This is a genomic window from Paenibacillus bouchesdurhonensis (assembly GCF_900155685.1).
In the GTDB taxonomy this organism is placed as follows: Bacteria; Bacillota; Bacilli; order Paenibacillales; family Paenibacillaceae; genus Fontibacillus; species Fontibacillus bouchesdurhonensis.
The window spans coordinates 3,849,048-3,872,770 of sequence record NZ_LT732548.1; the positions used below are offsets into that span (position 1 = coordinate 3,849,048).

General features: G+C 48.8%; 23 protein-coding genes. 12 read left to right on the forward strand and 11 right to left on the reverse strand.

Features of this window, described 5'->3' with window-relative positions; all coding sequences use genetic code 11:
- Nucleotides 1–3,326: DNA polymerase III subunit alpha (locus CZ379_RS21475; protein WP_234404972.1), on the reverse strand; the 3,326-nt coding region annotated here is incomplete at its 3' end.
- A gap of 151 nt (nucleotides 3,327–3,477) precedes the next feature.
- Between CZ379_RS21475 and CZ379_RS21480 the strand changes: the two genes are divergently transcribed.
- From CZ379_RS21480 to CZ379_RS21490, 3 genes are all read left to right on the forward strand, one after another.
- Nucleotides 3,478–3,807 (forward strand): YtrH family sporulation protein, encoded by a 330-nt coding sequence (locus CZ379_RS21480; protein WP_110933487.1) that lies wholly within the window; start codon nucleotides 3,478–3,480, stop codon nucleotides 3,805–3,807.
- The gene (locus CZ379_RS21485) at nucleotides 3,804–4,301 is read left to right on the forward strand and encodes a sporulation membrane protein YtrI (RefSeq protein ID WP_110933488.1); all 498 of its coding nucleotides are present in this window, start codon (nucleotides 3,804–3,806) and stop codon (nucleotides 4,299–4,301) included. The genes CZ379_RS21480 and CZ379_RS21485 overlap by 4 nt, the downstream gene beginning before the upstream one ends.
- Nucleotides 4,302–4,473: 172 nt before the next feature.
- The gene (locus CZ379_RS21490) at nucleotides 4,474–4,785 is read left to right on the forward strand and encodes a YtpI family protein (RefSeq protein ID WP_110933489.1); all 312 of its coding nucleotides are present in this window, start codon (nucleotides 4,474–4,476) and stop codon (nucleotides 4,783–4,785) included.
- Between the two features lie 106 nt (nucleotides 4,786–4,891).
- On the opposite strand, the gene CZ379_RS21495 is transcribed toward CZ379_RS21490, so the two are convergent.
- The 4 genes from CZ379_RS21495 to CZ379_RS21510 form a co-directional block, all read right to left on the reverse strand.
- Entirely contained in the window at nucleotides 4,892–6,229 is a 1,338-nt protein-coding gene (locus CZ379_RS21495) for a DRTGG domain-containing protein (protein WP_110933490.1), read from the reverse strand.
- 274 nt (nucleotides 6,230–6,503) lie between these two features.
- Nucleotides 6,504–6,812: a hypothetical protein gene (locus CZ379_RS21500; protein WP_234404973.1), complete on the reverse strand. Its 309-nt coding sequence runs from the start codon at nucleotides 6,810–6,812 to the stop codon at nucleotides 6,504–6,506.
- 108 nt (nucleotides 6,813–6,920) lie between these two features.
- Entirely contained in the window at nucleotides 6,921–7,268 is a 348-nt protein-coding gene (locus CZ379_RS21505; RefSeq protein WP_110933491.1) for a YlbF/YmcA family competence regulator, read from the reverse strand.
- 105 nt (nucleotides 7,269–7,373) lie between these two features.
- Nucleotides 7,374–8,540: a DUF445 family protein gene (locus CZ379_RS21510; protein ID WP_110933492.1), complete on the reverse strand. Its 1,167-nt coding sequence runs from the start codon at nucleotides 8,538–8,540 to the stop codon at nucleotides 7,374–7,376.
- A gap of 273 nt (nucleotides 8,541–8,813) precedes the next feature.
- Between CZ379_RS21510 and CZ379_RS21515 the strand changes: the two genes are divergently transcribed.
- The 5 genes from CZ379_RS21515 to CZ379_RS21535 all read left to right on the forward strand — a co-directional run bounded on the left by CZ379_RS21515 (nucleotide 8,814) and on the right by CZ379_RS21535 (nucleotide 15,049).
- Nucleotides 8,814–10,181: a YheC/YheD family endospore coat-associated protein gene (locus CZ379_RS21515; RefSeq protein ID WP_110933493.1), complete on the forward strand. Its 1,368-nt coding sequence runs from the start codon at nucleotides 8,814–8,816 to the stop codon at nucleotides 10,179–10,181.
- Nucleotides 10,182–10,198: 17 nt separating this feature from the next.
- Complete coding sequence (locus CZ379_RS21520; RefSeq protein ID WP_110933494.1) at nucleotides 10,199–11,320, forward strand: YheC/YheD family endospore coat-associated protein; 1,122 nt, start codon at nucleotides 10,199–10,201, stop codon at nucleotides 11,318–11,320.
- A gap of 83 nt (nucleotides 11,321–11,403) precedes the next feature.
- Nucleotides 11,404–12,777 carry a YheC/YheD family endospore coat-associated protein gene (locus CZ379_RS21525; RefSeq protein WP_110933495.1) on the forward strand — a complete coding sequence of 458 codons (1,374 nt, stop codon included), beginning with the start codon at nucleotides 11,404–11,406 and terminating at the stop codon, nucleotides 12,775–12,777.
- Nucleotides 12,777–13,901, forward strand: a complete 1,125-nt coding sequence (locus tag CZ379_RS21530; RefSeq protein ID WP_110933496.1) for a YheC/YheD family endospore coat-associated protein — start codon at nucleotides 12,777–12,779, stop codon at nucleotides 13,899–13,901. Before CZ379_RS21525 ends, CZ379_RS21530 begins: the two co-directional genes overlap by 1 nt.
- Nucleotides 13,902–13,936: 35 nt before the next feature.
- A complete protein-coding gene (locus tag CZ379_RS21535; RefSeq protein WP_324616499.1) occupies nucleotides 13,937–15,049 on the forward strand; it encodes a YheC/YheD family endospore coat-associated protein in 1,113 nt (370 codons plus the stop codon).
- A gap of 49 nt (nucleotides 15,050–15,098) precedes the next feature.
- Here CZ379_RS21535 and CZ379_RS21540 read toward each other — a convergent pair whose 3' ends face one another.
- Nucleotides 15,099–15,815: an HAD family hydrolase gene (locus CZ379_RS21540; RefSeq protein ID WP_110933498.1), complete on the reverse strand. Its 717-nt coding sequence runs from the start codon at nucleotides 15,813–15,815 to the stop codon at nucleotides 15,099–15,101.
- 150 nt (nucleotides 15,816–15,965) lie between these two features.
- Here CZ379_RS21540 and CZ379_RS21545 point away from each other — a divergent pair, with 150 nt between their 5' ends.
- The 4 genes from CZ379_RS21545 to CZ379_RS21560 all read left to right on the forward strand — a co-directional run bounded on the left by CZ379_RS21545 (nucleotide 15,966) and on the right by CZ379_RS21560 (nucleotide 19,635).
- Nucleotides 15,966–16,238 carry a hypothetical protein gene (locus CZ379_RS21545; RefSeq protein WP_110933499.1) on the forward strand — a complete coding sequence of 91 codons (273 nt, stop codon included), beginning with the start codon at nucleotides 15,966–15,968 and terminating at the stop codon, nucleotides 16,236–16,238.
- A gap of 225 nt (nucleotides 16,239–16,463) precedes the next feature.
- A complete protein-coding gene (locus CZ379_RS21550; RefSeq protein ID WP_199925721.1) occupies nucleotides 16,464–16,940 on the forward strand; it encodes a class F sortase in 477 nt (158 codons plus the stop codon).
- Nucleotides 16,924–18,051: an amidase domain-containing protein gene (locus CZ379_RS21555; protein WP_110933501.1), complete on the forward strand. Its 1,128-nt coding sequence runs from the start codon at nucleotides 16,924–16,926 to the stop codon at nucleotides 18,049–18,051. Before CZ379_RS21550 ends, CZ379_RS21555 begins: the two co-directional genes overlap by 17 nt.
- Before the next feature lie 93 nt (nucleotides 18,052–18,144).
- Nucleotides 18,145–19,635 carry an oligosaccharide flippase family protein gene (locus tag CZ379_RS21560; protein WP_110933502.1) on the forward strand — a complete coding sequence of 497 codons (1,491 nt, stop codon included), beginning with the start codon at nucleotides 18,145–18,147 and terminating at the stop codon, nucleotides 19,633–19,635.
- Here CZ379_RS21560 and CZ379_RS21565 read toward each other — a convergent pair.
- The 5 genes from CZ379_RS21565 to CZ379_RS21585 all read right to left on the reverse strand — a co-directional run bounded on the left by CZ379_RS21565 (nucleotide 19,624) and on the right by CZ379_RS21585 (nucleotide 23,657).
- Nucleotides 19,624–20,220, reverse strand: coding sequence for an SCO family protein (locus CZ379_RS21565; RefSeq protein ID WP_110933503.1), 597 nt, complete (start codon nucleotides 20,218–20,220; stop codon nucleotides 19,624–19,626). The two genes, CZ379_RS21560 and CZ379_RS21565, sit on opposite strands and share 12 nt — an antisense overlap.
- A complete protein-coding gene (locus tag CZ379_RS21570; RefSeq protein WP_110933504.1) occupies nucleotides 20,217–20,588 on the reverse strand; it encodes a c-type cytochrome in 372 nt (123 codons plus the stop codon). The genes CZ379_RS21565 and CZ379_RS21570 overlap by 4 nt, the downstream gene beginning before the upstream one ends.
- Before the next feature lie 26 nt (nucleotides 20,589–20,614).
- Nucleotides 20,615–21,076, reverse strand: a complete 462-nt coding sequence (locus CZ379_RS21575) for a FixH family protein (RefSeq protein WP_110933505.1) — start codon at nucleotides 21,074–21,076, stop codon at nucleotides 20,615–20,617.
- A gap of 31 nt (nucleotides 21,077–21,107) precedes the next feature.
- Nucleotides 21,108–21,425 (reverse strand): hypothetical protein, encoded by a 318-nt coding sequence (locus tag CZ379_RS21580; RefSeq protein WP_110933506.1) that lies wholly within the window; start codon nucleotides 21,423–21,425, stop codon nucleotides 21,108–21,110.
- Between the two features lie 240 nt (nucleotides 21,426–21,665).
- A complete protein-coding gene (locus CZ379_RS21585) occupies nucleotides 21,666–23,657 on the reverse strand; it encodes a methyl-accepting chemotaxis protein (protein WP_110933507.1) in 1,992 nt (663 codons plus the stop codon).
- Between the last annotated feature and the right edge of the window lie 66 nt (nucleotides 23,658–23,723).

Consider the following 23,723-nt stretch of genomic DNA (forward strand, 5'->3'; position numbering starts at 1 on the left):
GCGCTAAGCGGCGCGAGCTCGTCCGCCAGCAGCTTGAAGCCTTCGTCCTGCTGCTGGACAGTGGCGCGCAGCGCAAGCAGGGCGCCTTTGGCGACCAGCTCCCCGCTGCGCCGCCATATTTCAGGAAAGAGCACGACCTCGCAGCGCTCCACCTGATCCTCCAGCTCCATGAAAGCCATCGCTTTGCCCTGCTTCGTCGTAATCGTCTTCACCGATACCGCCATGCCGGCGACGACCACCCGGCTTCCGTCAGGACTCTCTCCTAAATCCATAAGTCTTTCTATGCCATCTCCCGCCAGCAGCTCATCGTAATCATCCAGCGGATGGCCGGACAAATACAAGCCCAGCAGCTCTCGCTCCAGCTCCAGCTGCTGTCCCGCATTGAACGGGGGGATTTCCGGATATTCAATGTTCCAGTTCGGCGTCTCCACAAAATCAAATAGCTGAATTTGCAAATCCTCCCGCTCCTTGCGCCATTTCAGCGCGGCCTCGACCGTCTCGTCCAGCATGGCAAGCAGTTGGGCCCGGTGCCCCGGTAGCGAATCAAAGGCTCCGCCCTGAATGAGCGATTCGATAACGCGTTTATTGCAAGTACGCAGATCAACCCGTCTGCAAAAATCGAGCAAGCTATCGAAAGGCCTCTCCTTGCGCTCCCGCAAAATACTCTCCATGGCCTGGGTTCCAACGTTCTTGATCGCCGCCAGGCCGAACCTGATAACACCCTGCACTGCAGCCTGCTCCGCTGTCCTATTTATGGATTCGCTCTCCCTCGGCACCTGCAATTCGCTTTCTGCATCCGGATCTGCCGCGGTAATGGATGCATCTGTTCCGCTGTTTTCCCGTAATATTTTACCATCCGATGACTCGGCCAAGCGAGGCGTAAACAAAATACTGCTCTCATTGACATCCGGCGGCAGCACCGTGATCCCCATTCGGCGGCACTCAATGATGTATTCGGCCACCTTGCGATGGCTGCCCATAACGGCAGTCAGCATCGACGCCATAAAATGAACAGGATAATGCGCCTTCAAATACGCTGTTTGAAAAGCAAGAACTCCGTATGCCGCAGCATGCGCGCGAGGAAATCCATAGTCCGCAAAGCGAACGATCATATCGTAAACCGCATTCGCATCCTTCTCTTCATATCCTTTGGCCAAGCTTCCTGCAACGAAATGCCCTCTCTCTTCATCCAGCACCTCGCGTTTCTTCTTTGAAACGGCGCGGCGCAGCAAATCGGCTTCACCGAGTGAGAAACCGGCCATTTTCGCCGCGATCTGCATAATTTGTTCCTGATAAACGATAATGCCGTATGTGTCCTGAAGAATTGGAATCAGGTCAGCATGCGGATACTCCACGGTAATCTGCCCATGCTTGCCTGCGATATATTTCGGAATAAATTCCATCGGACCAGGCCGATACAAGGCGAGAACAGAAATAATGTCCTCGAACACAGACGGCTTCAAATCTCTAAGTACCCGCCTCATTCCTGCGGATTCTAATTGGAACACGCCTGTTGTCTCGCCCCTTCCCAGCATTTCATAGGTGGCTGGGTCATCATCCGAAGTATGGCGAAAATCAGGGACTTCTCCTTCCTGCTCCTGAATCCAGTTCATGCAGCGTTCGATAATCGAGAGCGTGCGCAGTCCCAGGAAATCCATCTTGAGCAGCCCGATCGATTCCAAATGCTCCATAGAATACTGGGTCAGGGGCGTCCCTTCACCGCCCGCTTGCAGCGGCACAGTGTCTGTCAGCGGATCGCGGGAAATAACGACGCCAGCCGCATGAGTCGAGGCGTGACGCGGCATACCCTCCACCTTCCGGGCCATGTCGAGCAGGACTTGAATCCGCTGCTGCGACTCATAAAGCCCCCTCAGCTCCGGGCTTTCCTTGATCGCCCGCTCGATCGTCATACCGAGGTTTCCAGGGATCAGCTTCGCGACTTTATCCACTTCGCCGAACGGAACATTTAACACGCGTCCCACATCCCGCACCGCGGCGCGCGCGGCCATTGTCCCGAACGTAATAATTTGCGCTACATGCTCGGCACCGTATTTGTCGGCGACATAAGCAATCACTTCATCCCGCCGCTCATCACTGAAATCGATATCGATGTCCGGCATCGTCACCCGTTCAGGATTCAAGAAGCGCTCGAACAATAGATTGTATTTCATCGGATCAACATCCGTAATATTTAACACATAGGCCACGATGCTTCCTGCAGAGGAGCCCCGTCCTGGGCCAGTAGCAATGCCCTGTCTATGAGCATAAGCGATGAAATCCCAAACGATCAGAAAATAATCCGCAAAGCCCATATTCCCGATCACATTCAGTTCATAATGAAGCCGCTTTTTCAACGGCTCCCGCGTATGCTCCTGCCGCCAAATATCTAGATGGCCGTATCTTTCCTCAAGCCCTTTTTCGCATAGCAAAGCCAAATAAGCTTCCGCACTCATTCCGTCCGGAATTGGGCGGTAGGCCGGCAGAATATGCCGCCCGAATTCAAGTTCAAGATTACATTTTTCCGCGATGATCTTCGTATTAGCGACAGCCTCGGCAATATATGGGAAGAGCGCCGCCATTTCTGCGCCGCTTTTTAAATACAACTGGTCGGTCGGGATTTGCAGCCGCTCCTCATCCTCAACCGTCTTGCCTGTACCGATGCAAATGAGAACATCCTGCACCTCGGCATCCTCTTGGTTCAGATAATGCACATCATTTGTGGCGACCAACTGCACATCAAGCTCGCGAGCCAGCTTGATCAGCTCGGGGAGCACTTTTTTCTGCTCCGGAATGCCATGATCCTGAAGCTCGATATAAAAGTCATCTCCAAATGCCGCCTGATAACGCTGTACAGCCTTCCGGGCCTCATTATATCGGCCATGCAGCAGATGCTGCGGCACCTCTCCGCCAAGGCACGCGCTGAGGCATACGAGTCCCTCACTGTGCTGTTCGAGCACCTCCCAGTCGATCCGTGGCTTATAATGAAAGCCCTCGAGATGACCGATCGAGGACAGCTTCATAAGATTCCGGTAACCCGTTTCATTCTTGGCCAGCAATATTAAATGATGGATCGGCTGATCCTTTCGAGTTCCCCGTTCCTTGCGCGAGCTGGCCGTAAAATACATTTCACAGCCGATGATCGGCTTGATGCCGCTTGCCTTGCAATATTTATAAAAAGGAACCGCCCCGTACATCACTCCATGATCGGTCAGTGCCAACGCCTTCATCCCGAAGCTTGCCGCTTTGGCAACTAAATCTTGAAGTCTGGCGGCGCCATCCAGCAGACTGTACTCGCTATGCACGTGCAAGTGAACAAATTCGTCCATGCGTCTCCTTCCTTTCCAAGACAAACTACCTCTCAAAATATTTTATCATATAAGGCTGGAAAGCGCCCATACAATGGTATAGAAGGACAAGCGAAGCAGGGCCGTATGGCTTGAAAACATAAATAACCTGAAAGAGAGGAGAGTTTGAAGCATGAGCACATTTCTTACAAAAGCAGTGATGGACTTCTTTATCGCTTTCGGCATCGTCCTGGGAGGTGCATTGGTCGGGGGAATCGGAGCCGTCGTATCCCTGCAGCCGCCAACTCAGACCATGCTGGATGTCGCGGATCGGATCAAGATTTGGGCGCTCGCTGCGGCGGTGGGGGGAACGATCGATCCGATGCGCGTTATAGAAAGCAATTTCTTTGACGGCAACCTGTCACCAGCCATCAAGCAAATTCTTTATTTGCTGTTCGCCTTTCTTGGCGCGCATATGGGATCGGAGCTGGTACGGTGGGTGTGCGGAGGCAATCGGGGATGAGCCCGATTCGTCGGCCGACGATTGAGGAGTTCAGACGGTTTATGCAGCTGACGGCGATTTTTATACTAGGGATGGTTGTAGGAAGCGTTGTGTACAACATCCTTTATCAAATGAGCTACAATACGCTCTGGATTCAGAACAAAGACCTGCAAATTCAACTCTATCAAGCGGAGGAAGATAATAAGACGCTCAAAAAGTACAATAAAAGATCGACGGTGATCAAAGAAATTAAAATCCGCGTAGAGGATCGAGATCCTCCGCTCGATTCGCTCGCTGTGAAGGAGGTGGTGCAGCAGTTGCACGAGGAGCTTGAAGTGCTGCGCGGCCGGAGCATTTTTGAAATCGATTCGGACGGGAAAATGGCAAGGACTCTATTGAATCGAAAAATATACGCCGTCCGCGACAAAGAGTACAGCATTCAAATTAAGACGATGCTCGTCAGCGAGGGAGTGCTGCAGGTATGGGTGGATATGCGCCCCTATATCAGGGGCTGACTTTTTCGCACTATACGATTACAATAGACATTACGCAGTATGCATATCATGATTTTGAAGGAACTCCCGTGATATTTGCCACAAGATCTTCCATCAAATCGAACAAATCTGCGTCTTAGCGTCTTTACGCTAAAACTTCCGTGGAATTGTGAAAAGGAGCTGTTTTTGTGCCATGATCGAAAGTATCCAATATGCGTTGTACACCGGACTCATCATTTCATGCATTTTTTCCTTGTTCTTCAGCATTAAGTCACGTCGATCGGTAGATGGCAAGGCTCGCGGCTTGTCCCAAGCCAAAATGAATATCAGCATGGGCTTTATGCTTCTGATTCTCGCTTTTATCCAAATGTTCATTTTCAGCGGCTCATCCATCCGTGTCGTGATCGGCGCCCTTTTTATGGTGCTGGGGGCTTTTAATATTTTTGCAGGTATTCGCAATCATGGTCTCTGGACACGCTACAATCCGGAATCGAACCAATCGTAATCATGCGGAAACTATTTGCAAACTGAGGCGAAAAAAGGACAATCCTGCGCTTAATGAAGCATATCAGGAATTGTCCTTTGCTGTTAGTGGATGCTTTAGTGGATGCTTAAGCGTGGTCGATCGACTGCAGCGTCATGACCGCCTTGGAAATAAGCAGCTCCTGGTGGGTAATAATGATTTCCAGCTTGCAGGCGCGGCGGCTAGTTTCCAATACGACCGGCGTAATAACGACCGCATTCTCAATTTGTACAGGCCGGACAAAATAGGTCGTCAAATGATCTACGACGTAATCCCCGCCGCCAACGTCCTTGGCTGCGCTAAGGCCAGCTTGTGTCATAATCGAAGTTAACACGCCATGGGAGATCGTGCCGATATCCGTCGACATTTGCGGCGTAATGATGCCGTGGAAGAACAGCCGCCCTTCCTCGTCCCGTTCCTCGACGAAGCCGTTCCACATTAAATGCTCGAAGGTTTCGCCGAGCTGCGGCTCGTTCCGGGCATCCCGCATCGCTTGCAGCACTTCTTTGCGTGTGACGGAGGAAACCAGCTTCCGGTTGCGATCAATGACCGGCAAGAAATCGATGCCCTCCCACACCATAATTTGCGCTGCGGAAGCAAGCGAGGTTTGAAGCCCTACCGTAATCGGATGGCGTACCATGCACTTCTCGATATGATGATCTCCGCCGCCGATTTCCTCGACATTTTTACGGCTGACAATGCCGATGACCCGATTCCACTCATCCACGACCGGAAAATGCTGCATCCCTGTTTCAAGAGACAGCTGATCAAAATCCGAAATGTTGCTGTTCACCTTGAGCATGTTCGGCCTTGGCTTGGCTGCAACAATATCCTCGACGAGCATGATTTTCTTCTTGATTAGTCGGTCAAACAGCGCTCGGTTAATCATAGAGGCAACCGTAAAGGTATCATGCCTCGATGAAATGATCGGCAAATTAAGGCGATCCGCAAGCGCCTTGACTTCCCGGCTTGTCCCGAAGCCCCCGGTAATAAGCACGCCGGAGCCCTGCTCTAGGGCCAAGGAGTGCGCATCTTCCCGGTTTCCAACAATCAGCAGGCTGCCAGCGTCGATATACCTGGCCATCGCGTCAATTTTCATCGCACCGATAACATATTTATGCAGCGTCTTATCCAAGCCTTCACCGCCGCCCAGAACATGCCCCTCCACGATTTCGACGACATCGCCAAAGGTCAGCTGATCCGAAATATTCCGCGGCTTCTTCTCTACCCGCACCGTGCCGATCCGCTCTTTCGTAATGACGATGCCTAGATTCTCCGCTTCCTTGACCGCACGATAGGCTGTCCCTTCACTGACTCCCATGCTTCGCGCCAATTTGCGAACCGAAATTTTAGTGCCGATTTTCAGTCCTTCAATGTACTGTAGCAGTTGTTCGTGCTTTGTAATGCTCTCCTCATGCCCTTGCAACTGTTACACCCCCGTTCAAAATCTGTACCATTCTGTATCTATTATACACACTTTTCGCTTGAAAATAAATGGACGCTGCGGGAGCCTCTCTATCTCATCTTGCCAAACGAAATAAAAGAGAAAAAAAGAGCAAGTGCAGCCTGTCCCTCTCGGAAAAGCCACACTTGCTTAGTACGGGCGTACCCAGCTCTGCTTAATTGCCACTCTACATCCCTGCTGTTGTTCATAAAGCAAGCCTGCTTCAAGGAAAAGCCTGATTATCCCTGCTTGCTCTCTATCGGCCAATCTTCATCTGCAGCTGGCTCTGCCACTCGCGCAGCTTTGCCCGGCGTACGGCTTCGAGGGCGCGCTGCTTCTCTTCGTTGACTCCCAGGAGAAAATGCAGATGCGCACCGATAACCATAAAGGCAAAGGCTGCCCATACGGCGCCAAATAACGACATCCAGCCAGCACCGGAGTCAAAGGAAATTAGCGGAAGAGCATATATGAGCATACCCAGAGAAAGAATGAGGTAGACCGCATGCTTCCATTTGCTTCTTTTTTTCTCTTTCTTAATTAAATGCAATGTCTTCATTGTTTTCATAATCCGCACTCCTCTAAACAAATCTATATTTCTAGTCTATGAAGAAGATATCCGTATTATGAGACTTGTACTAAAATTGTTATGTTTGACCGCTCTGCTCTTTTGCGGCTAAGATTGCTCTGCCCCGTAAAGATGCTGAAGGCTGTCCGTGATGATTTTATTTACATCCTGAATAATAACGCTCAAACGGCGCTCCGCGTCAAACAGGCGACGAATGTTCAAATTCAAGCTTAGCACCTCGAACAGCTTCTCCATTTGCTCCATTTCTTCGGGTGACGGCATGTCTCCGCTCATCATCCGCTGCTGCACTTCATTTTGCTTCACGCGAAAATCATCCAGCATCCGCTTGCTCTCCGGATCAGCATCCACCAGCTTCATGGCTGATGTAATATCAGCCACCTCTTGGCTCTCTTTAAGTGCATTTGCCAAATCATGTGCTTTGTCATAAATGTTCATTCTTATATCCTCCTTAAATGTAGTAATGCGTCGATAATAACGCATTATTTTTTCCAACTTACTGCTTAGAATCTTTAATTACTTCATCAACCAGCCAGCTCTATTTTATCGACCGATCCACAGCAGCATCAACGATTGCATCAGACCAATCATGGCTCCGAGCAGAACTCCCAGCCAAGTAATTGCTCTAAACTCTTTGCCGGATACACTAAGTATAACCTCTTCCAGGCGCTCTACGGGAAACTTCTCTACCTGCTCCTTTACAAGCTGTGGTAGCCTGATCGCCTTCATCGCGGGTGGAATGACGCGGGCGATTAGAAGAAGCATCCGATCCGCAAGGCCAGGAACTGCGGCTTCCGCTTGACTGCGCCACGGTTCAATCAATGAAGCGATTCTAACGCTCTCGACCTTGGTGATCCAAGCTTCGAGCGGAAGCTCCTGGAGCTTCGCCCCGATCCAAGACTCTGGATCACGCCCAACCCAAGAATAGAACAGCTCACCTACAGCTTTCTCACCATAAAGCTCCAGTCGATCGTTAATCGCAGAAGCGACTTTACTGCGTGCCTCATCCCCCTGCAAAGCCCGGACGAGAGCAGGTGTCAGCTTCTGGACAAGCTTCTCCTCATCCATGAAGATCGCTGCCATCGTCCCGAAGAAACCTCCAGTATTGTCGACAAGGCCCGAAGCCATCTTGGCCAGCAGGCGCTGCCCCTTGGATGAGAGCAATTCCTCCGCTACCGCGTCAAGAATCGCCCTGGCCGCCGCCTCACTCCACAACTGACGGTTCTCTTCCGACCAACCCGGGACTATACTTTTCAGCGGTCTTTGCTCCCAATCATACTTCTGCCACGCTTGCCGAAAGCCATATTGGAGGATTGTCGCAAGCGCTGATAACACCCTGCCCTTAACCGACTCCCATTCCTCTTCCGTCCATAAACGCAAGGCAGCCTCCTTGACAGTTATACTGCTGCCCGCCCAACGTTCCAGCAGCGCCCCTAGCTTCTCCTCTGCCTGACTGCGGAATTCAGGCCGGAGCACCATTTCCTGCAGCCCTTCCGAGGTTACCAGATAGTCGGAAACGACATTGCCCAAAGATTCTGCAATATCATCTCTTCGCTTCGGAATAAGTCCTGGCGTAAACGGCAGGCGCCGCTTCCCGATCATTATCGGGTTCCTTGGATGAAACAGCATTTTAATCGCAAAATGGTTCGTTACTCCGCCAACAAATGCTGCTACAACAACACTGACCATAATATATAACCAATCTGCCAACCTTACATCCTCCCTGAAAATCCATAAAGGACATCGCCTAATCATCTACCTTTATATAGGCTGCTGTCACAATTTATTATGCGCTAGACCTTAGCACATGGCCGTCTACCTACTTGCCAGACAGCGAAATCCGGCATTAGACCGCTTCTTATACAAAGTTATTTCAAAGATGGGTTAATCACCAAGGATTCTATGTCCTCATATGATGCATTACATGTATTTACGAAGACGCATCCAAGACATCAAGCCTAAGCTTGGAAGGAGATCCGCTTCATGCACTCCAAAAAAATAAAGGTACAAATCATGAATCCGGGTTTGCTGGAAGAGGATTGTCTTGTGCTCGGAGAGCTGCTGATCAAGCAACTGAAAATTCCGACCAATCATCCGCTACAGCTATCCTTCGGTTCATTCCGGCACAATGTCAAAGTCATCCCCTTGTCCCGGTTAGACGGGATTAGGATCAGCCAGGGGCTTGCAAAAAGCATGGCTCTTCCAGCAAGGTCGACACTTCGGATCACTTATCGTCCCCATTCATCTACCATCCAGCTTGGACCGATTATCGGTGTGCTGATCAGCCGCGACTATCCGGAGGTTCCGGAGAAGCCTTTCGGTCCAATCACCCTGTTCTGCCGGGAACTCGCTAATGCTTGTCAACGACAAGGAGTCTTTGTTTATTTCTTTACGACATCCCATATCGGAAGCAACAGCTCGACTGTTACGGGGTGGATTTATGCGGATGGCTGGAGGAAAACCGAGCTTCCTGCCGCAAATGTGTTCTACAATCGCCTGACATCGCGAAAATTGGAGAATAAACCTAGCGTACAGCATTTCATGAAAGAAGTAAAATCCCTCTATGGAAGCCATTATTTCAACGAAAAGTTTCTGGATAAGACCGAAGTTTTCGATGCACTGAGCCGCGCTCCTGCCCTATCAGGATATATGCCAGAATCTCATTTGTTCCGCAATTTTGCCATGCTGAAAGCGATGTGCAGCAGACATCCAATCGTCTTTCTTAAACCGATTAAAGGCAGCCTGGGTAAAGGCATCATTCGCATATCCCGGCTGGAAGGGGGAGCTTATCAGACGCTAACCGCCCAAGTCGGAGGCACTCAGAAGCAAACTTATCCCAGCCTCATCAAGCTATTCTCTGCCCTGTCCGGCAAAATGAAATCGACCCGTTACCAAATCCAGCAAGGACTCCATCTGATGGTTATGGATCGGCGTCCTGTAGATTTTCGCGCACTCGTACAAAAAAATCGGCTCGGTAAATGGAACGTTACCTCCATTGTCGCCCGGATCGCTGGAAATCAGCATTTTGTCTCCAACCTAGCGCGGGGCGGTTCGCTCTGTACGCTAAAGGACGCCATATCGCGCAGCACGCTTGCACCTAAAAGCAAGAAAAAATTAAGCATTAGACTGAAAAAGGCTGCGCTCGATATCGCAATGGGTATCGACGAGCAAATTCCGGCTCACTTTGGAGAACTGGGCATTGATCTCGCAGTCGATCAACAGGGCCGCATCTGGCTGCTCGAAGTAAATTCAAAACCTTCGAAGAATGATAATACGCCGATTGGCGGGAGCAAAATCCGTCCTTCCGCCAAGCAAGTGATAGAATATTCACGCTTTCTGTCCGGCTTCTAACAAGGAGGAACTTTGTAATGAATCTGTCTCCTCTAGGTATAGTAGGCATTTTGGTAGGCGAATGTGCTGGCCCCCTTCCTTTTGCAGAGTCGGCGTTTTGTCGCCATTTGTGCCACATTGGTCAGCGGCAGAGATTGACGATCTACGTATTTTGCCCAGGGTGGGTCACTTCGGGCCGTAGAAGCATCCCTGGATATACGTTTGAGAACGGGAAATGGATACGAAAGCAGTTCTGCGCCCCTGAAATTATTTATGATCGATGCATATCTCACGATAAAAGGCAGCAAAGACGCAAGCAGCGCTGTTTGGAGATACTGAATGAACTGCAGCCCTTTGTTTATTTAACCCGCGGGCTTGCAGGCAAATGGTCTGTCTATCAAGCTCTTATCAAACAAAGCCTTTTCACCCCCTATCTTCCCGACACCGTCCTTTACGAAAATTCGAATCAACTAAGCCAATGGATCTCCTCTCATAATGGAGAAGCATTTCTTAAGCCGCAAAATGGCACGCACGGGAAACGAACACTACATGTCAAACAAATGGATTCGGAGTTGGAAAGCGGCATTGTATTGACCGGCAGAGACAGCAGCAATCAATTGTTCCGTAGAAAATTCCGGTTGAGGCAAGACGGGCTGGAGTGGATACATCGATTTGTTGGTTCAAGAACATTTCTGCTGCAGCCGTATCTGCAGCTAAATAATGCCAAGGGAGAGCCCTTCGATGTCAGAGTACTGATGCAAAAAAACGAAAATGGCAAGTGGAGCATGACAGGCATGGCAGTACGGGCTGGCCGCAAGCACTCGTTAACCTCTAATCTTCATGGCGGTGGAAGCGCCCATCGAGCGCAGCCTTTCTTGACCAAAGAACTCGGCCAACAAGCTGCTTTAGAAGCCCTGCAGATCATTCGCAATCTATCAGAGGCGATCCCAAAGCAGTTGGAATCTCATTTCGGCAGGCTTGCGGAGCTTGGGATCGATTTCGGGGTTGACCGCAGGGGGCATGTATGGATTCTGGAGGTCAATTCCAAACCAGGCAGGTCATCATTGTTCCGAATCGGCGATATACAAGGAGCCCGAAAGTCCGTGGAAAATCCGATACAGTACGCCCGATACTTGTTGCTTCGTAAAACTTTTGCCTAGCCTTCATAGCTAATTGCTTCAAGAACCGTGAGCCTGGCTTCGAAGCTGTTTTGCTTCGCAATACTTTTAGGAGGAAAAAATTCATGAGTTTGACTTTCTGCAACGTCCATTTCACGCAGCAGCCCCAAAGGGTCGTCTACGTGTCGGGATCACTAATGAAGAACCTGAAATTGTCAGGGAAAAAGTCCGTTCATCTCAGGCTTGGCCAAGACCGCATTCCTGCTACAGTCAAACCGATTCATAAACCAGGCAATCATCTATTTCTTGCCTCGGGCGTTCGCAAAGGGATCAAAATTCCGAATTCAGGTACCATATATCTCCGCAACCACCAGGAGGGCGAGGTACAAATCGGCCCACTTATCGGCGTGTTGTCCGATGGCCCCACTAATTCGATCCATAATCCATTCGGCTCCAGAACAGGATTTATCAAACAGCTCCTTAGGCATGGAAGCAAGCAGTCCTTTATATTTGCTTTTACCCCGCGGGACATTAACTGGGAACAAGAAACCGTCAATGGCTATTTTCTAGCTGAATCTGGTCGATTTCAGCGCAAAAAAGTGCCGCTTCCCGATGTAGTCTACAACCGTTTGCCAAGCAGGAGGGCAGAGACAACGTCATCCATCAACCTGCTCCGTGAACGCTTTATCCGTAAGAAAATACCCTTCTTCAACTGGAGCTTCTTTAATAAATCAGACATTTATAAGCTGCTGGAAAAAGACATCGGTGTTAGTCGTTACGTGCCTGAATCGATCATGAGTCCTACCCCGGAACAAATAAAGGATTTGCTCGAGCGGCATTCGCTCATATATTACAAGCCAAACAGCGGAAGCTTGGGAAATGGTATTTACAGACTATCCCATATTGCAAAGAGCGGCTACTATGCTCGTTACCGCAATGGCGGTAAAAATGCGCTGCTTCGTTTCGGCTCCTTCGGCAGCCTGATGCGTACCCTTCAAACCAGGCATGGACGCTCGCTTCGCGGCTATGTGGCTCAGCAAGGAATTCGTCTCATCGAGATTGATGGCTGCCCGATCGATTTCCGGTTCCATATGCATAAGAACGGCAGGAATCATTGGGTCGTTGTTGGCATTGGCGCTAAGAAAGCCGGCAAAGGCAGCGTGACGACACACCTTAAAAATGGCGGTTCATTGCTGACACCGGAGCAAGCACTCGGCCGCACCTTTGGTTCAAGAGCCGACGAGGTGCTGCGGAACGCCAAGAATGTTGCCGTGACGCTGGCTGAAGCTATAGAGTATCACCATCAGCATCTGATCGGAGAAATCGGCTTCGATATCGGGATAGACAAGGATGAGAAAGTATGGATGTTTGAGGCTAATGCCAAGCCAGGAAGATCTATATTCCAGCACCCTTCTCTAAAAGCCGAGGGCAGAGCATCCGTAGAGCATATTCTAGAGCACTGCCTTTATCTCAGTAAATTCCGGAGGAGGGAAGGCTGATGAGCCATCTCTTAACCGACAGAAAGCCTGTCGTCGCTGTGCTTACTGTAGGGGATCACGAATGCCTATTCCGTGGGAACAAAGCTAATTTCAAAGATATACTGAACACAGGCAATGACCTGGATTTCCCCGTCTATGTCGTTACGACTAAAGATTTGAAATTGTCCGCCAAGCGGGTTCAAGGCTATCATTACGATCCGGATGATAAAATCTGGTCGAAGCAGTGGTTTCCCCTTCCCGATGTGATTTATAATCGGATTCCGCAGCGGGAGGACGAGCGAAAACGAAATGTCCGCCAAAAAATAAAAGAAATTATCCAGCATAAAACAATCCATATATACAATCCCTATTTTTTTAATAAACGAAAACTGTTCGAATGGTTAAAAAAGAATCGCTCTACGCGGGCACTTGTCCCCGACACCAAAAGGTTGCTTGGCCCCAGATCGCTTGCTTCCATGCTCAAAACATATGAACGGCTCTATTTAAAGCCTGAAAGCGGAAAAGCTGGAAAAGGGATCATGCTGCTGCAGTATGAAGCGGAACATATAAAGCCTTATCGTTTAACGATCCAGGGTCAAAGATACAGGCATATCGTATATCGAACTGCCAAGCTAGCTTCGCTCTGGAATCGAATTAAAGCCGAGATGAAGGACACTCCCTATATTATGCAAGAAGGAATTCAGCTCACCCCGTACAAGGAGCGCAATTTCGATCTGCGTGTTCTCGTGCAAAAAACGGGAAAGGGCGTATGGATGGTTACTGGAGTAGGAGCACGACTCGCTGGGCTAAAAAGAATTACCACGCATGTTCCGCAAGGAGGCAGTATCGAATCGCCTGAAAAACTGCTTACTCCTTCATTTGGCAACGAAATGACCACAGTAATCCTTCATCGCCTGAAATCCAATGCGGTTCTAATTGCCAAACAAATCGAAAAAGCCTCAGGACATTTGCTTGGCGAAATGTCCATGGATCTTGGAATTGACACTGAAGGAAACATGTGGTTTTTCGAAGCAAACAGCAAGCCCATGAAGTTCGATGAGCCACAAATTCGCAAAAAATCGCTTGAGCGTATTTTTCAATATAGTCAGCATTTAGTCAATCAATCCAAGAACTCGGTTCATTAAGCTTAATATTTTGAACCAAGTATCGTACAAAGAAGGTGAATGTATTGTCGCAGCCTGTTCTTGGCATATTGACGCTGTATATGAATGAGAAAAAGCAGCTTGAGGAGCGGCATATATATCAGAAAATGATTGTTGAAGGCCAGAAAATCGGGTTAGATATTTTCGTGTTTACACCGATGGATGTTTATGATGACAAGAAGAAAATTTATTCCCTCCAGTATGATCCTAAAACAAAAAGATGGTCACGAAAATGGCGCAGCTTCCCTCACCTCATCTTTGATCGGTGTCGTATTCAGAAAAGCAAACGCTTCGAACAGCTGGTCAAGTTTCGCAGCCGTTACGCTAATCTCACGTTCCTGAATCGTCCACTACGCGATAAATGGACGGTATACACCCTCCTATCCCACAAGCCGCGGTTCAAGCGTCATTTGCCGGAAACTAAAACATTTCAAACCATGAACGATGTGTACAAAATTATGCGTTCTCATCCCAGTGTTTACATTAAACCGATGCAAGGAACCGGAGGAAGAGGCATTCTGCGTGTAGATCGGATCAGTCCTGATTTCTATTTGCTGCAAGGCAGAAAACTTAACCGAGAAATCATACCAGCCCAAAAAGTACACAAGGCGAAGCTAGGCTCTTATCTCATGCGCTGGAAAGCTAAGAAGCGTTATCTAGTGCAGCAGGGAATTGAAATCAAGCTGCCGAATGGGCGGGTGCATGATTATCGCATGCTCGTTCAGAAGAACGGTTCAGGACACTGGGAGGTAACCGGCTGTGTCGGCAGGGTCGGCCCTCCGCGTAGTGTAACTTCAAATTTGCATGGCGGTGGGCATGCGGTATCGATGAGCACTTTATTGAAGCAATATGCTCATAGCGAGGAGAAGCGTAATGAAATACGCCGAACGGCTGAGAAGCTTAGCCTGGATATCGCTGCAACGCTGGAGGCCAACTATGGGGCGCTCTGCGAGCTCGCTCTGGATCTGGCTATTGATCCAAGCGGAAGTGTTTACGTCCTGGAAGTAAACCCGAAGCCTGCTCGGGAGGTGTTTATTCAATCCGGTGACTCGGATGCTTATCGCACAGCTATCGTGAGGCCGCTTGAGTATGCTTTATGGATGCACAAACAAAGAGCCGCACCTTCCTAATGCGAAGGGCGGCTTCGTTCTGCTTCCATGGCTTAGTCTAACCGAAAACTTACGGTTTTGCGGCTTCCCTCTGATCAGAAAAATCCACCGCTTGATCATATAACGCAACTAGCTCAGCAAAGGAAGAGATCAGCTTATCGGCTCCATCCAGTTCCTGCCCTTGGCCAAATCCAGCATAGGCGCAGCCAATCACCGTCTGTCCATTCTCTTTGCCCGCTTCCACATCGGAAGAGCGATCTCCAATCATCCATGCACGGTTTACACCATGGTTATCCAGCAGAAGCTTCACTAAATCGACTTTAGATGAGGTCTGATGCTCGCCGGCGCTATAAATTCCCTCAAACAGTGAATAAATGCCGTGAGTATTGGCCACCTCTTTAACGTAATGCTCCAGGCCGTTGCTGGCCACAAAGAGTCGGACACCGCGCTCTTGCAATTGTCTAAGCGTCTCCAGAACATAGGGATACAGTTCAGTGACATATTCCTTCAAACCGACAAGCTCCAATTCAAGCAGCAATTCATCTGCCCGTCGATGTACGGTCACGTCATGTTCCGGCAGCACTCTCTTCCATATGTCGTCCAGCAGCATGCCCAGCCCGCCAAGAATTCGTTCTTCAGGCGGAGTATCCCCGGTATACAACTTCTCTTCCCGAAGTTGATCGAACAGCCGATGATAGACCGGAATGAGGAGCGTCTCTGTCTTGAACAACGTGCCGTCCATATCAAAGATCATCGCTTCGGGCTTAGTCAATCTAGTGGTTTCCATGTCAGTGTCCCTTCCTGTCGTTGTGATAGCCCCATGATATTCCAAAGAGCAGGCCTTGTAAACCCTTTTAACTATAAGTTTCCTGCTTAGAAAAAAGCACAGCGGATATCCTATCCTTGGGGGAAATAGAAAACTCAGGGAGGTAATACTGTGAAGAAATTGTCAGTAGCAATATTATCGGCGTGCTTGCTATTTTCCGCAGCTTCTGCTGTAGGCGCAGCTCCGGTTCACCCGGAAACCAAACACGAGAAGAAAATGCACATGAGGTCAACGCACAAGGCTCACAAAACGCACCAGCTTAAGACGAAGGCCTCCCATCACAAAGGCATTAAGGCCAAAAGCCTTAAGACAAAAAGCATTAAATCAAAAGCAACCAAAATGCCTAAAACTGGATTCGGCGGAGCAAGTGAACAAACAGAATAGAAGGAGGATGAAAGAGGGCCTCACTCCCTCTTTCTTTCTTACAAGATGGAAAAACGAATATACATTCTGCTTACTCTTGTCCTTGTCTTCAGCTGCGCTGGATGCGTAAGTTCCAAGCAAGGTAAACAAAACATACAACCAAATCACTATACCAAATCCGTCCCGCCCTCGTCCCCTCCTCAGACTCCGCATGTTCCCATCAAAACACCGGTAGAGATTAAGCGGGTGTCTCTTCCAAAGCCGTTTATGCCGACAGAGCTCATAATTCCCGCCATAAAGGTAAAAGCTAATATCGAGCCGGTCGGAGTACTTGATAATGGTCAGATGGACGTTCCCAAACAGACGGAGGTTGTAGGAATTCTGCATCCGGGCGTTATTGCCGGAGAACAAGGTAATATGGTGATGGATGGTCATGTCGATAGCTATAGCGGCCCGGCTGTATTTTTTAATTTAAAAAAATTAAAACGAGGCGACCCCATTATCGTTTGCGATATGAACAGAGAAAAGCTGACCTACATTGTGCAATCCGTAGAATCTTATCCAACCTCGGACGCGCCCGTTGACAGGGTATTCGGTGAAACCGATGAACGAATGCTAAATTTAGTAACATGCAGTGGAAAATACAGCAGAAAAAAAAAGGAGCATGAGCAAAGACTGATCGTTTTTGCCAAGCTGGACGGTGACTATGAAATTAACAAATAAAATGGCAACAGCCGTGATCCTTCTTTGCTTAGTATTGTTGACCTATAGACCCGAAATTACAGCTGCTTCTGATGACAAGCAGGAAAATGAAGTTCGTCTTTTTCTGAACAAACTATACAAGCAGAGAGCTGATGCTCTCATTAACCGCAACATGAAGCAACTGGAAAGCTATTACGTCAATGGCTTCAAAGTTAGCATGCACGCCTATCGCAACGAGGAGAACCGGACGAATTATCTCAACGAATGGGCGAGCAAGAGAGCGATCAAACTAGTCAAGGCCGACAGCGATATTCGTATCGTTCGTCTGAAACTATCCAACGATACGGCTAAAATCTCCTTAGTCCAGTCACTGAAGGTAGACTATAGTTATTTAAATAAATATGTGCCTGTTCAGTCGTTCGGTATTGGAACCGAGCATTTTATCACACTCAAAAAGGTCGATAACGATTGGAAGGTTTACAAAGAGTGGTATTTGGATCCCTTGGACGAAAATCCGAACAAAATTGCAGCAACGGAAGATGGTCTATCTCCGTCCGTCAAATATGAGCAAAAATTAGTGGATGGCAAAAGATATCGTCGAGCACGCGCAGTAGAATACGCCAATAAATACGCAGGCACAGCTTGGGGCGCAGGAAATAATCATAGGTATAATCGCAAATATGCCGACTATTCCGGCCGGGGCGGAGACTGCACAAATTTCGCTTCCCAGGTCGTTGGGGATGAAGAGGAAGGCGGAGGTTTGCCGAAGACTGGAGGCTGGCGTTATTTCTCCAAAAAAGGCGGAAGTGAGGCTTGGATTAGAACGGATTCCTTCTATAACTTTCTTGTCTACTCCGGATACGGAAAGCTGCTAGCTAGAGGGAATTTCCGGGATATTGTCGCTCCATCGGCAAAGTATCCAAACGGCGCACTCTCACAGATCCACCCCGGCGACTTGATCGGTTATATTATTAGCGGCAGCGATGTGGATCATTTCTCGGTTGTCGTAGGGTTTGACGATTACGGCTACCCGCTCGTCAACTCGCATTCAGCAGATCGTTACCGAGTCCCCTTTGACCTAGGTTGGGATCAGCATACCAAATACTTACTCGTGCATATTAAGGATCATTGAAGGTCGCGAGATGAACAGCTTGTCAGCATAACTGCAGCTTAACGTCATACACTAGAAGAACTGGAACATATTGACGGTTATGCTGGAGGACATATGAAAGTATCCCGCCTGTTAAAGCAGTCCGCAATTAGAGCCGGGGCAATGGCTGTCGTAAAGCTGCTTGGATTAGTCGGCCGTGTCGTGTTGACCAGGCTCGTGGGTGCGGAAGGAATCGGATTGTATCAAATCGCCTATTCCTTATATGGTCTACTGCTGATGATCTCTGGTGGTTTGCCGACAGCCTTGGCCATTATAACAGCGAAAAAGCCTTGGCTTGGTTGGCATTTTTTTAAATGGATCTCCCTCTTTTTGGTCATATTAGGGAGCATTTTAAGCATGGTCGTATTCTGGAATTCTCCCGTCATTGCCAGAGCCCTAGGGAATCCCGGCCTCCAATACGCTCTACGAAGCCTCGCTCCGGCTATTTTTGCGGCTCCATTGTTAGGTTTACTACGAGGTTACTTGCAGGGGCTTGAACGATTTAATATTATTGCGTTATCTGAGTTAACTGAGCAGGGCAGCCGAATACTATTCATGCTGCTCATAGTCGGCCAACTGCTATCTCATGGCATCCATGTCGCGGTCGGCGGAGGGGTGCTCGCCGCCTTTATCGGCGTACTCGTATCCTTCACGCTGCTAACGATCTATATTTCTGCGGATCAGCGAAAAAAAACGACGGCTCCCGTGCCCCTTTATAAGCTGCCTTTTGTCTGGTTGTTGAAAACCTCCTTCATCATTTCACTAACCCGACTGTTGATTCCGGCCTCCGATTTTATCGACGCAATCCTGATCCCCGGAAGACTAATGGCAGCTGGTTACGACACCTCCCGGGCCACTGCCATGTACGGTATAATTACCGGAATGGCTGCGATTATGGCTTATACACCGACTCTCGTCACCCAAGCACTCAGTCACACCGTAACGATTCGGATGGCCAGCTATTGGCAGCGCAAGCTGTTGCCCGAGTTCCACAAGCTCCTCTCTGTTACGCTTGAAGCCGCCTGGCTTTGGGGACTATCGGCGGCTATATATTTGTACGTTTATGCTCCTGAGCTGTCCTTGTTTATATTCAACACTACCGAGGCCGCGAGGCCGATCCAATATCTGGCTATTCTTCCCGTTGTTGTCGGCTTTCGCGAATTATCGATGAGTATTTTATGGTCTCAGGACATTAAAAAAGCGACTTTCTTCGGACTGTTTATCGGCATTATCTGCTCCATTGTGATTCAGTATGTAGTCATCGCCATTCCTGGATGGGGTTATGTCGGAGCTGCGCTTGGAATACTTGTGATGGAGATTATATCCTCTCTTTGGAATTTGTGCGCACTCAAAATTTCATTAGTCCGCATGCTTAAGCGACTCCCGTCCCTTCTCTTCGATGCTATAATATTGATCGCTTCAATGTTTCTAGTCAGCCTGTTATCTGGGGGCAGGAGCGACGGCTCAATGAGTATATCCGAGTTTCTGTGGAAAACAGCCTTGTTCTTCTCCGTGGTCGGTGTTTTTCTCTATACTCGCTTCAAAGGAAAACTATCAACGGGATAACGCCTTAACATCTTTAATAATTTTACTGTAGGGCGGCTCTTGGCCATCGTATCTCGTCACAATTGTTCCTGATGCATCCGCGAGATAAAATGATATGCCGTGGATGACCTGGTCTCCGATAGCATCCTTCTGAATCGCACTCTTAAAGCTGCTTTGCCCAAAGGCTTGAATTTCTTCAAACGAATACCCTGTTAAAGCATTCCAGTTATCGAAATCATCCGTAAATTTGCTAATGTACCTCTTTAATGCTTCCGGGGTATCCTTCTCAGGATCGACAGAAAAAGACACAAGCTCTGCTTGAAGTCCAGCCGACTTTATCTCCTTTTGCAGCTTCGCCATGTTTGCCGTAAGGGTTGGACAAACGGTGGAGCAGTTTGTAAACATAAAATGAGCAACCCAAACCTTTCCCTTTAAATCATCCAGGCCGACAGGCTGTCCATCCTGATTTGTGAATTCGAATGGCTCCACTGGATAATTCAGGTCATTTGGCTTGCCGCCTCCCCATGAAAAAGCCAGCAGAGCGACCGCTGCGATAACTAATACGGCAATAATCGTGATATCGACGATCCGCTTCGTACCTTTCATTCGTCAACTCCTTCAGCAGCGCCTGTATGAGCGGCGAGCCAAGCAGCCAGCGCATCGATGTCCTCCGCTTTTAACCTTTTATCATAAGGAGGCATCCCTTCTCTCCCGGAGCTGATTGCGTCGTAAATTTCCGCTTCGGTAAGCGTAGCTCCGATGGTCTGAAGACTCGGGCCTACCCTTCCGCTAAGATCGGCAGCATGACAGCCAATACAATTCTGTTTATATATTATTTTCGCCTTGGCATCATTCGCACTCCCGGCTTCGGTCGATGGCGTAGAGTTCTTGCTCGTAGAGACGGATTGTCCGCAAGCCGTTAATACGAATAGAGTGAGCACCAGCAGTTGAAGTCGTCGTACTCCTGCTCTCATTTTGCGGTTCCTCCTTGCCTAAAAATTTAATCCATATGCGAACTCTTATCGTAGAGCGATTCCTTCGCTTGTTCAATCTCCTCTTCCGACACCGTACCGACAATGAATTGTTTGCGCGGCATATTATGCATATCCCGAGCCGTCACATGAGCGATCACATTGTATACTCCGTCTTTGTCGAAGGTTCTTTCGATTCCGTAAACACCATTTCCCGTATGCGTGCCCTCCAGCATTTCATGTTCCTCGTCTCCGCTGTACCACACCTCAAAGATCACGGATTTGGCATCCGTTACATCTTCTCCGCCCTGAGTCACCTTGGCTTGGATCGCCACCGATTCCCCAAGTTTCAATTCCTCGGGATCACTTTGAATTTGTACCTCGATAATTTCCGGAATTTCATTCAATAGTCGTGTCTGGTCGCTTGCGGATGAGCATCCCGCCAAAACAGCGATCACAAGCACTAGCAAAGCTGCCGTCCATTTCTTCATATTAGATTGAACCCCTTCTTTCTATGATAAGTCACCAACTCCATGGCCCTTTTACGATTCCCAACTTCATGAACAAAGCATCTGCTAAACTCATTTTTTGGCTCATTAACGAATCTGTCGTGCACTTTGCCTCCGATTCATATTGAAGCTCTCTTGCCTTGCTAAGCGTAGACTCTGCAATGTTGTTCGTCACCTGGGCTTCATTAAAGCAAGGCGGGGAAACATAAACATGCAGGGAATGATCCAGAATCATTCGCGTCTGTCCTGATGGCTTGGCATGGATCGGGATAAAGAATAGACTTAATAGAATAAGTGCAACCAATGACACTACTATGCTTATCTTTTTCATCGCTACTCCCTCCCTTACTGGCAGTATATCTCATTATTATGAGGCAAAAATGACTATTTGGGGCTATTAACACCCTCAAGTTGTTAACATTTTGTGAAAATAAAGAAAGCACTGCCAAATCAGCATGCCACTGTAACAAATATCATTGTAACCGATTTGATTCGGAAAAATAAAGCAAGGATCATGCCGGCTTAGCAGCATGACCCTTGCTTCGTCATATTTTATGATTTACATACCCGGCTAGAATTTAAAATGACCGATCGTTTCCTTCAATTCAACCGCCATCTCCGCCAAATTTTGGGCAGAGGCAGAAATTTGCTCCATCGCAGCCAGTTGCTCCTCTGAAGAAGCAGCAACCTCCTCCGCAGCGGAGGCGTTGCCGGTAGCGATCATCGAAAGCTCATTTGCCGTCGCCACGATCTGCTGTACACTCGCCGATATTTGCTGAGCCGTCGCCGCGATCTCGGCAATTTGGGGTGTCGTCTCGCGGATTCCTTCCATGGCCTGCTCCAGCCGCTGCATAGTAACGACGGATATATTAAGCCCTTCCTCCACCTCTGTTGTCACGCGAGTCATCGTCTGTACTGATTCCTCCGCATCCCCTTGAATGCCGTCTATGAGCGTCGTGATTTGCATCGCCGACTGCTCGGATTGCTCCGCCAGCTTGCGGACTTCGCTTGCGACGACCGCGAAGCCGCTGCCATGCTCCCCTGCGCGCGCTGCTTCTATAGCTGCATTCAGAGCGAGCAAATTCGTCTGACCGGCGATATCCCCGATCAGCTTCGTAATTTCGCCTATTTCATGAGTACGCTCGTGAAGTGAGCGGATCATGCTATTCGACCGCTCGACCGATTGATAAATAGACCCCATCTGATTGCCTGTCTGCTCGACCGAACGGCTGCCCTCCTCCGCCTGCAGCGTTGACATCTTCGCCAATTCGGCAACAGCGCTTGTGCGTTCGGCAATCAGCATCACACCTTTCGCAATCTCATCAAGCGCCGCCGCATTCTGCTCAAGCCCTAACGTTTGCCGTTCGGCTCCCACGGCTATATCCTGTACCGCCTGGGCAATATGATGGCTTGTCTCTGCGGTCTGCTCAGAGCTTGCGGTCAATTCGCCGGATGAGAGGGCAACCTGCTCCGCTCCTTGCCCTACCTTCCCGATCAAGCCACGAAGCTTCTGCTGCATCACCTGAAAAGCGGCCGCCAACTCGCCAATTTCATCATTGGATTTCACCTCGATTACCTGGGTTAAGTCTCCTTCACTCACGCTTTGCGCCTGCTCTTTCAAGCTGCGAATCGGTTTGATAATCGATTGGATCATGAAATAAATAAAAACGAATCCTATAAGAAGACAAATGCCCCCGGTAAGCAATGTATTATAAATAATAGGCTTCGCGGCCGCATCAATCTCGGATAAATAGATCGTTCCGCCGAGTTTCCATCCGGTCAATGCATTGGTTATGTAGGTCATGTATTTATGCTCGCCTTCGGTAGCATAGGTGTAATCCCCATGATCTTTCTCATACATTTTCAACTCGGCAGGCTCCGATGCTATCTCCCCCGCGGCATGGACAGGATGAACGATATAATGCTGATCGCCATCCAGGAGAATGGCGTAGCCTTCCTTCCCGACTTTAATATCGCCGAAGGTCTCCCTGATATTCTCAAGCTTCAAGTCCATTCCGATCACGCCTGAGCCATCTGCGGTAGCCATAGACACCGAAATCGTAATATCGCTGTTCTCATCAGCGGATAAATACGGACGGCTGACCACGGTTTTGCCCGGCTCTTTCATCGCATCTTCGTACCACGGCCTTGTTCGCGGATCTAAATCGGCCGCTACCTCCGAATAAGGTACAATCAATGCTTTGCCTTCCTTCGTGCCATAGTAAATAAGACTGGTTTCGGGATGAAGGGCGGCATATTGCTCGAACGATAATAGAGTATCCGCAGCCCCTCCCGCATCAAGCATATTTCCTTGCAGCTTTGCCGCAAAAATTTGCGCATCGTGCAGCTTCGGCTGAACAAGATCGTTAATCATCGAATCCGCCAGCTTGATAGATTCGGTAGCACTGTGCGTAATTTGCTCTTGAATTCCGCTTTTGGCGCTCTTCGTGGCCAAAATGCCAACCACTAATGAGGGAATAAGCAGAATGATGCCAATGGAGATAAACAGCTTAACTTTGAAATTTCCGAATATTTTTCTAAATAGTGCTCTGATGGCTTCCATTTCTTATGCAACTCCATTTACTGAATGATGGATGTTTCTATCTCTAATTTTATTGTTGTAAGCAAG

What these genes read in the sequence shown, in the direction of transcription:
- CZ379_RS21485 (WP_110933488.1), top strand. Translation starts at nt 3,804, where the DNA reads ATGAGCCCGATTCGTCGGCCGACGATTGAGGAGTTCAGACGGTTTATG.
- CZ379_RS21525 (WP_110933495.1), top strand. Translation starts at nt 11,404, where the DNA reads ATGAGTTTGACTTTCTGCAACGTCCATTTCACGCAGCAGCCCCAAAGG.
- CZ379_RS21540 (WP_110933498.1), bottom strand. Translation starts at nt 15,815, where the DNA reads ATGGAAACCACTAGATTGACTAAGCCCGAAGCGATGATCTTTGATATG.
- CZ379_RS21515 (WP_110933493.1), top strand. Translation starts at nt 8,814, where the DNA reads ATGCACTCCAAAAAAATAAAGGTACAAATCATGAATCCGGGTTTGCTG.
- CZ379_RS21585 (WP_110933507.1), bottom strand. Translation starts at nt 23,657, where the DNA reads ATGGAAGCCATCAGAGCACTATTTAGAAAAATATTCGGAAATTTCAAA.
- CZ379_RS21570 (WP_110933504.1), bottom strand. Translation starts at nt 20,588, where the DNA reads ATGAGAGCAGGAGTACGACGACTTCAACTGCTGGTGCTCACTCTATTC.
- CZ379_RS21565 (WP_110933503.1), bottom strand. Translation starts at nt 20,220, where the DNA reads ATGAAAGGTACGAAGCGGATCGTCGATATCACGATTATTGCCGTATTA.
- CZ379_RS21520 (WP_110933494.1), top strand. Translation starts at nt 10,199, where the DNA reads ATGAATCTGTCTCCTCTAGGTATAGTAGGCATTTTGGTAGGCGAATGT.
- CZ379_RS21505 (WP_110933491.1), bottom strand. Translation starts at nt 7,268, where the DNA reads ATGAACATTTATGACAAAGCACATGATTTGGCAAATGCACTTAAAGAG.
- CZ379_RS21580 (WP_110933506.1), bottom strand. Translation starts at nt 21,425, where the DNA reads ATGAAAAAGATAAGCATAGTAGTGTCATTGGTTGCACTTATTCTATTA.
- CZ379_RS21560 (WP_110933502.1), top strand. Translation starts at nt 18,145, where the DNA reads ATGAAAGTATCCCGCCTGTTAAAGCAGTCCGCAATTAGAGCCGGGGCA.
- CZ379_RS21500 (WP_234404973.1), bottom strand. Translation starts at nt 6,812, where the DNA reads ATGAAAACAATGAAGACATTGCATTTAATTAAGAAAGAGAAAAAAAGA.
- CZ379_RS21575 (WP_110933505.1), bottom strand. Translation starts at nt 21,076, where the DNA reads ATGAAGAAATGGACGGCAGCTTTGCTAGTGCTTGTGATCGCTGTTTTG.
- CZ379_RS21555 (WP_110933501.1), top strand. Translation starts at nt 16,924, where the DNA reads ATGAAATTAACAAATAAAATGGCAACAGCCGTGATCCTTCTTTGCTTA.
- CZ379_RS21490 (WP_110933489.1), top strand. Translation starts at nt 4,474, where the DNA reads ATGATCGAAAGTATCCAATATGCGTTGTACACCGGACTCATCATTTCA.
- CZ379_RS21530 (WP_110933496.1), top strand. Translation starts at nt 12,777, where the DNA reads ATGAGCCATCTCTTAACCGACAGAAAGCCTGTCGTCGCTGTGCTTACT.
- CZ379_RS21480 (WP_110933487.1), top strand. Translation starts at nt 3,478, where the DNA reads ATGAGCACATTTCTTACAAAAGCAGTGATGGACTTCTTTATCGCTTTC.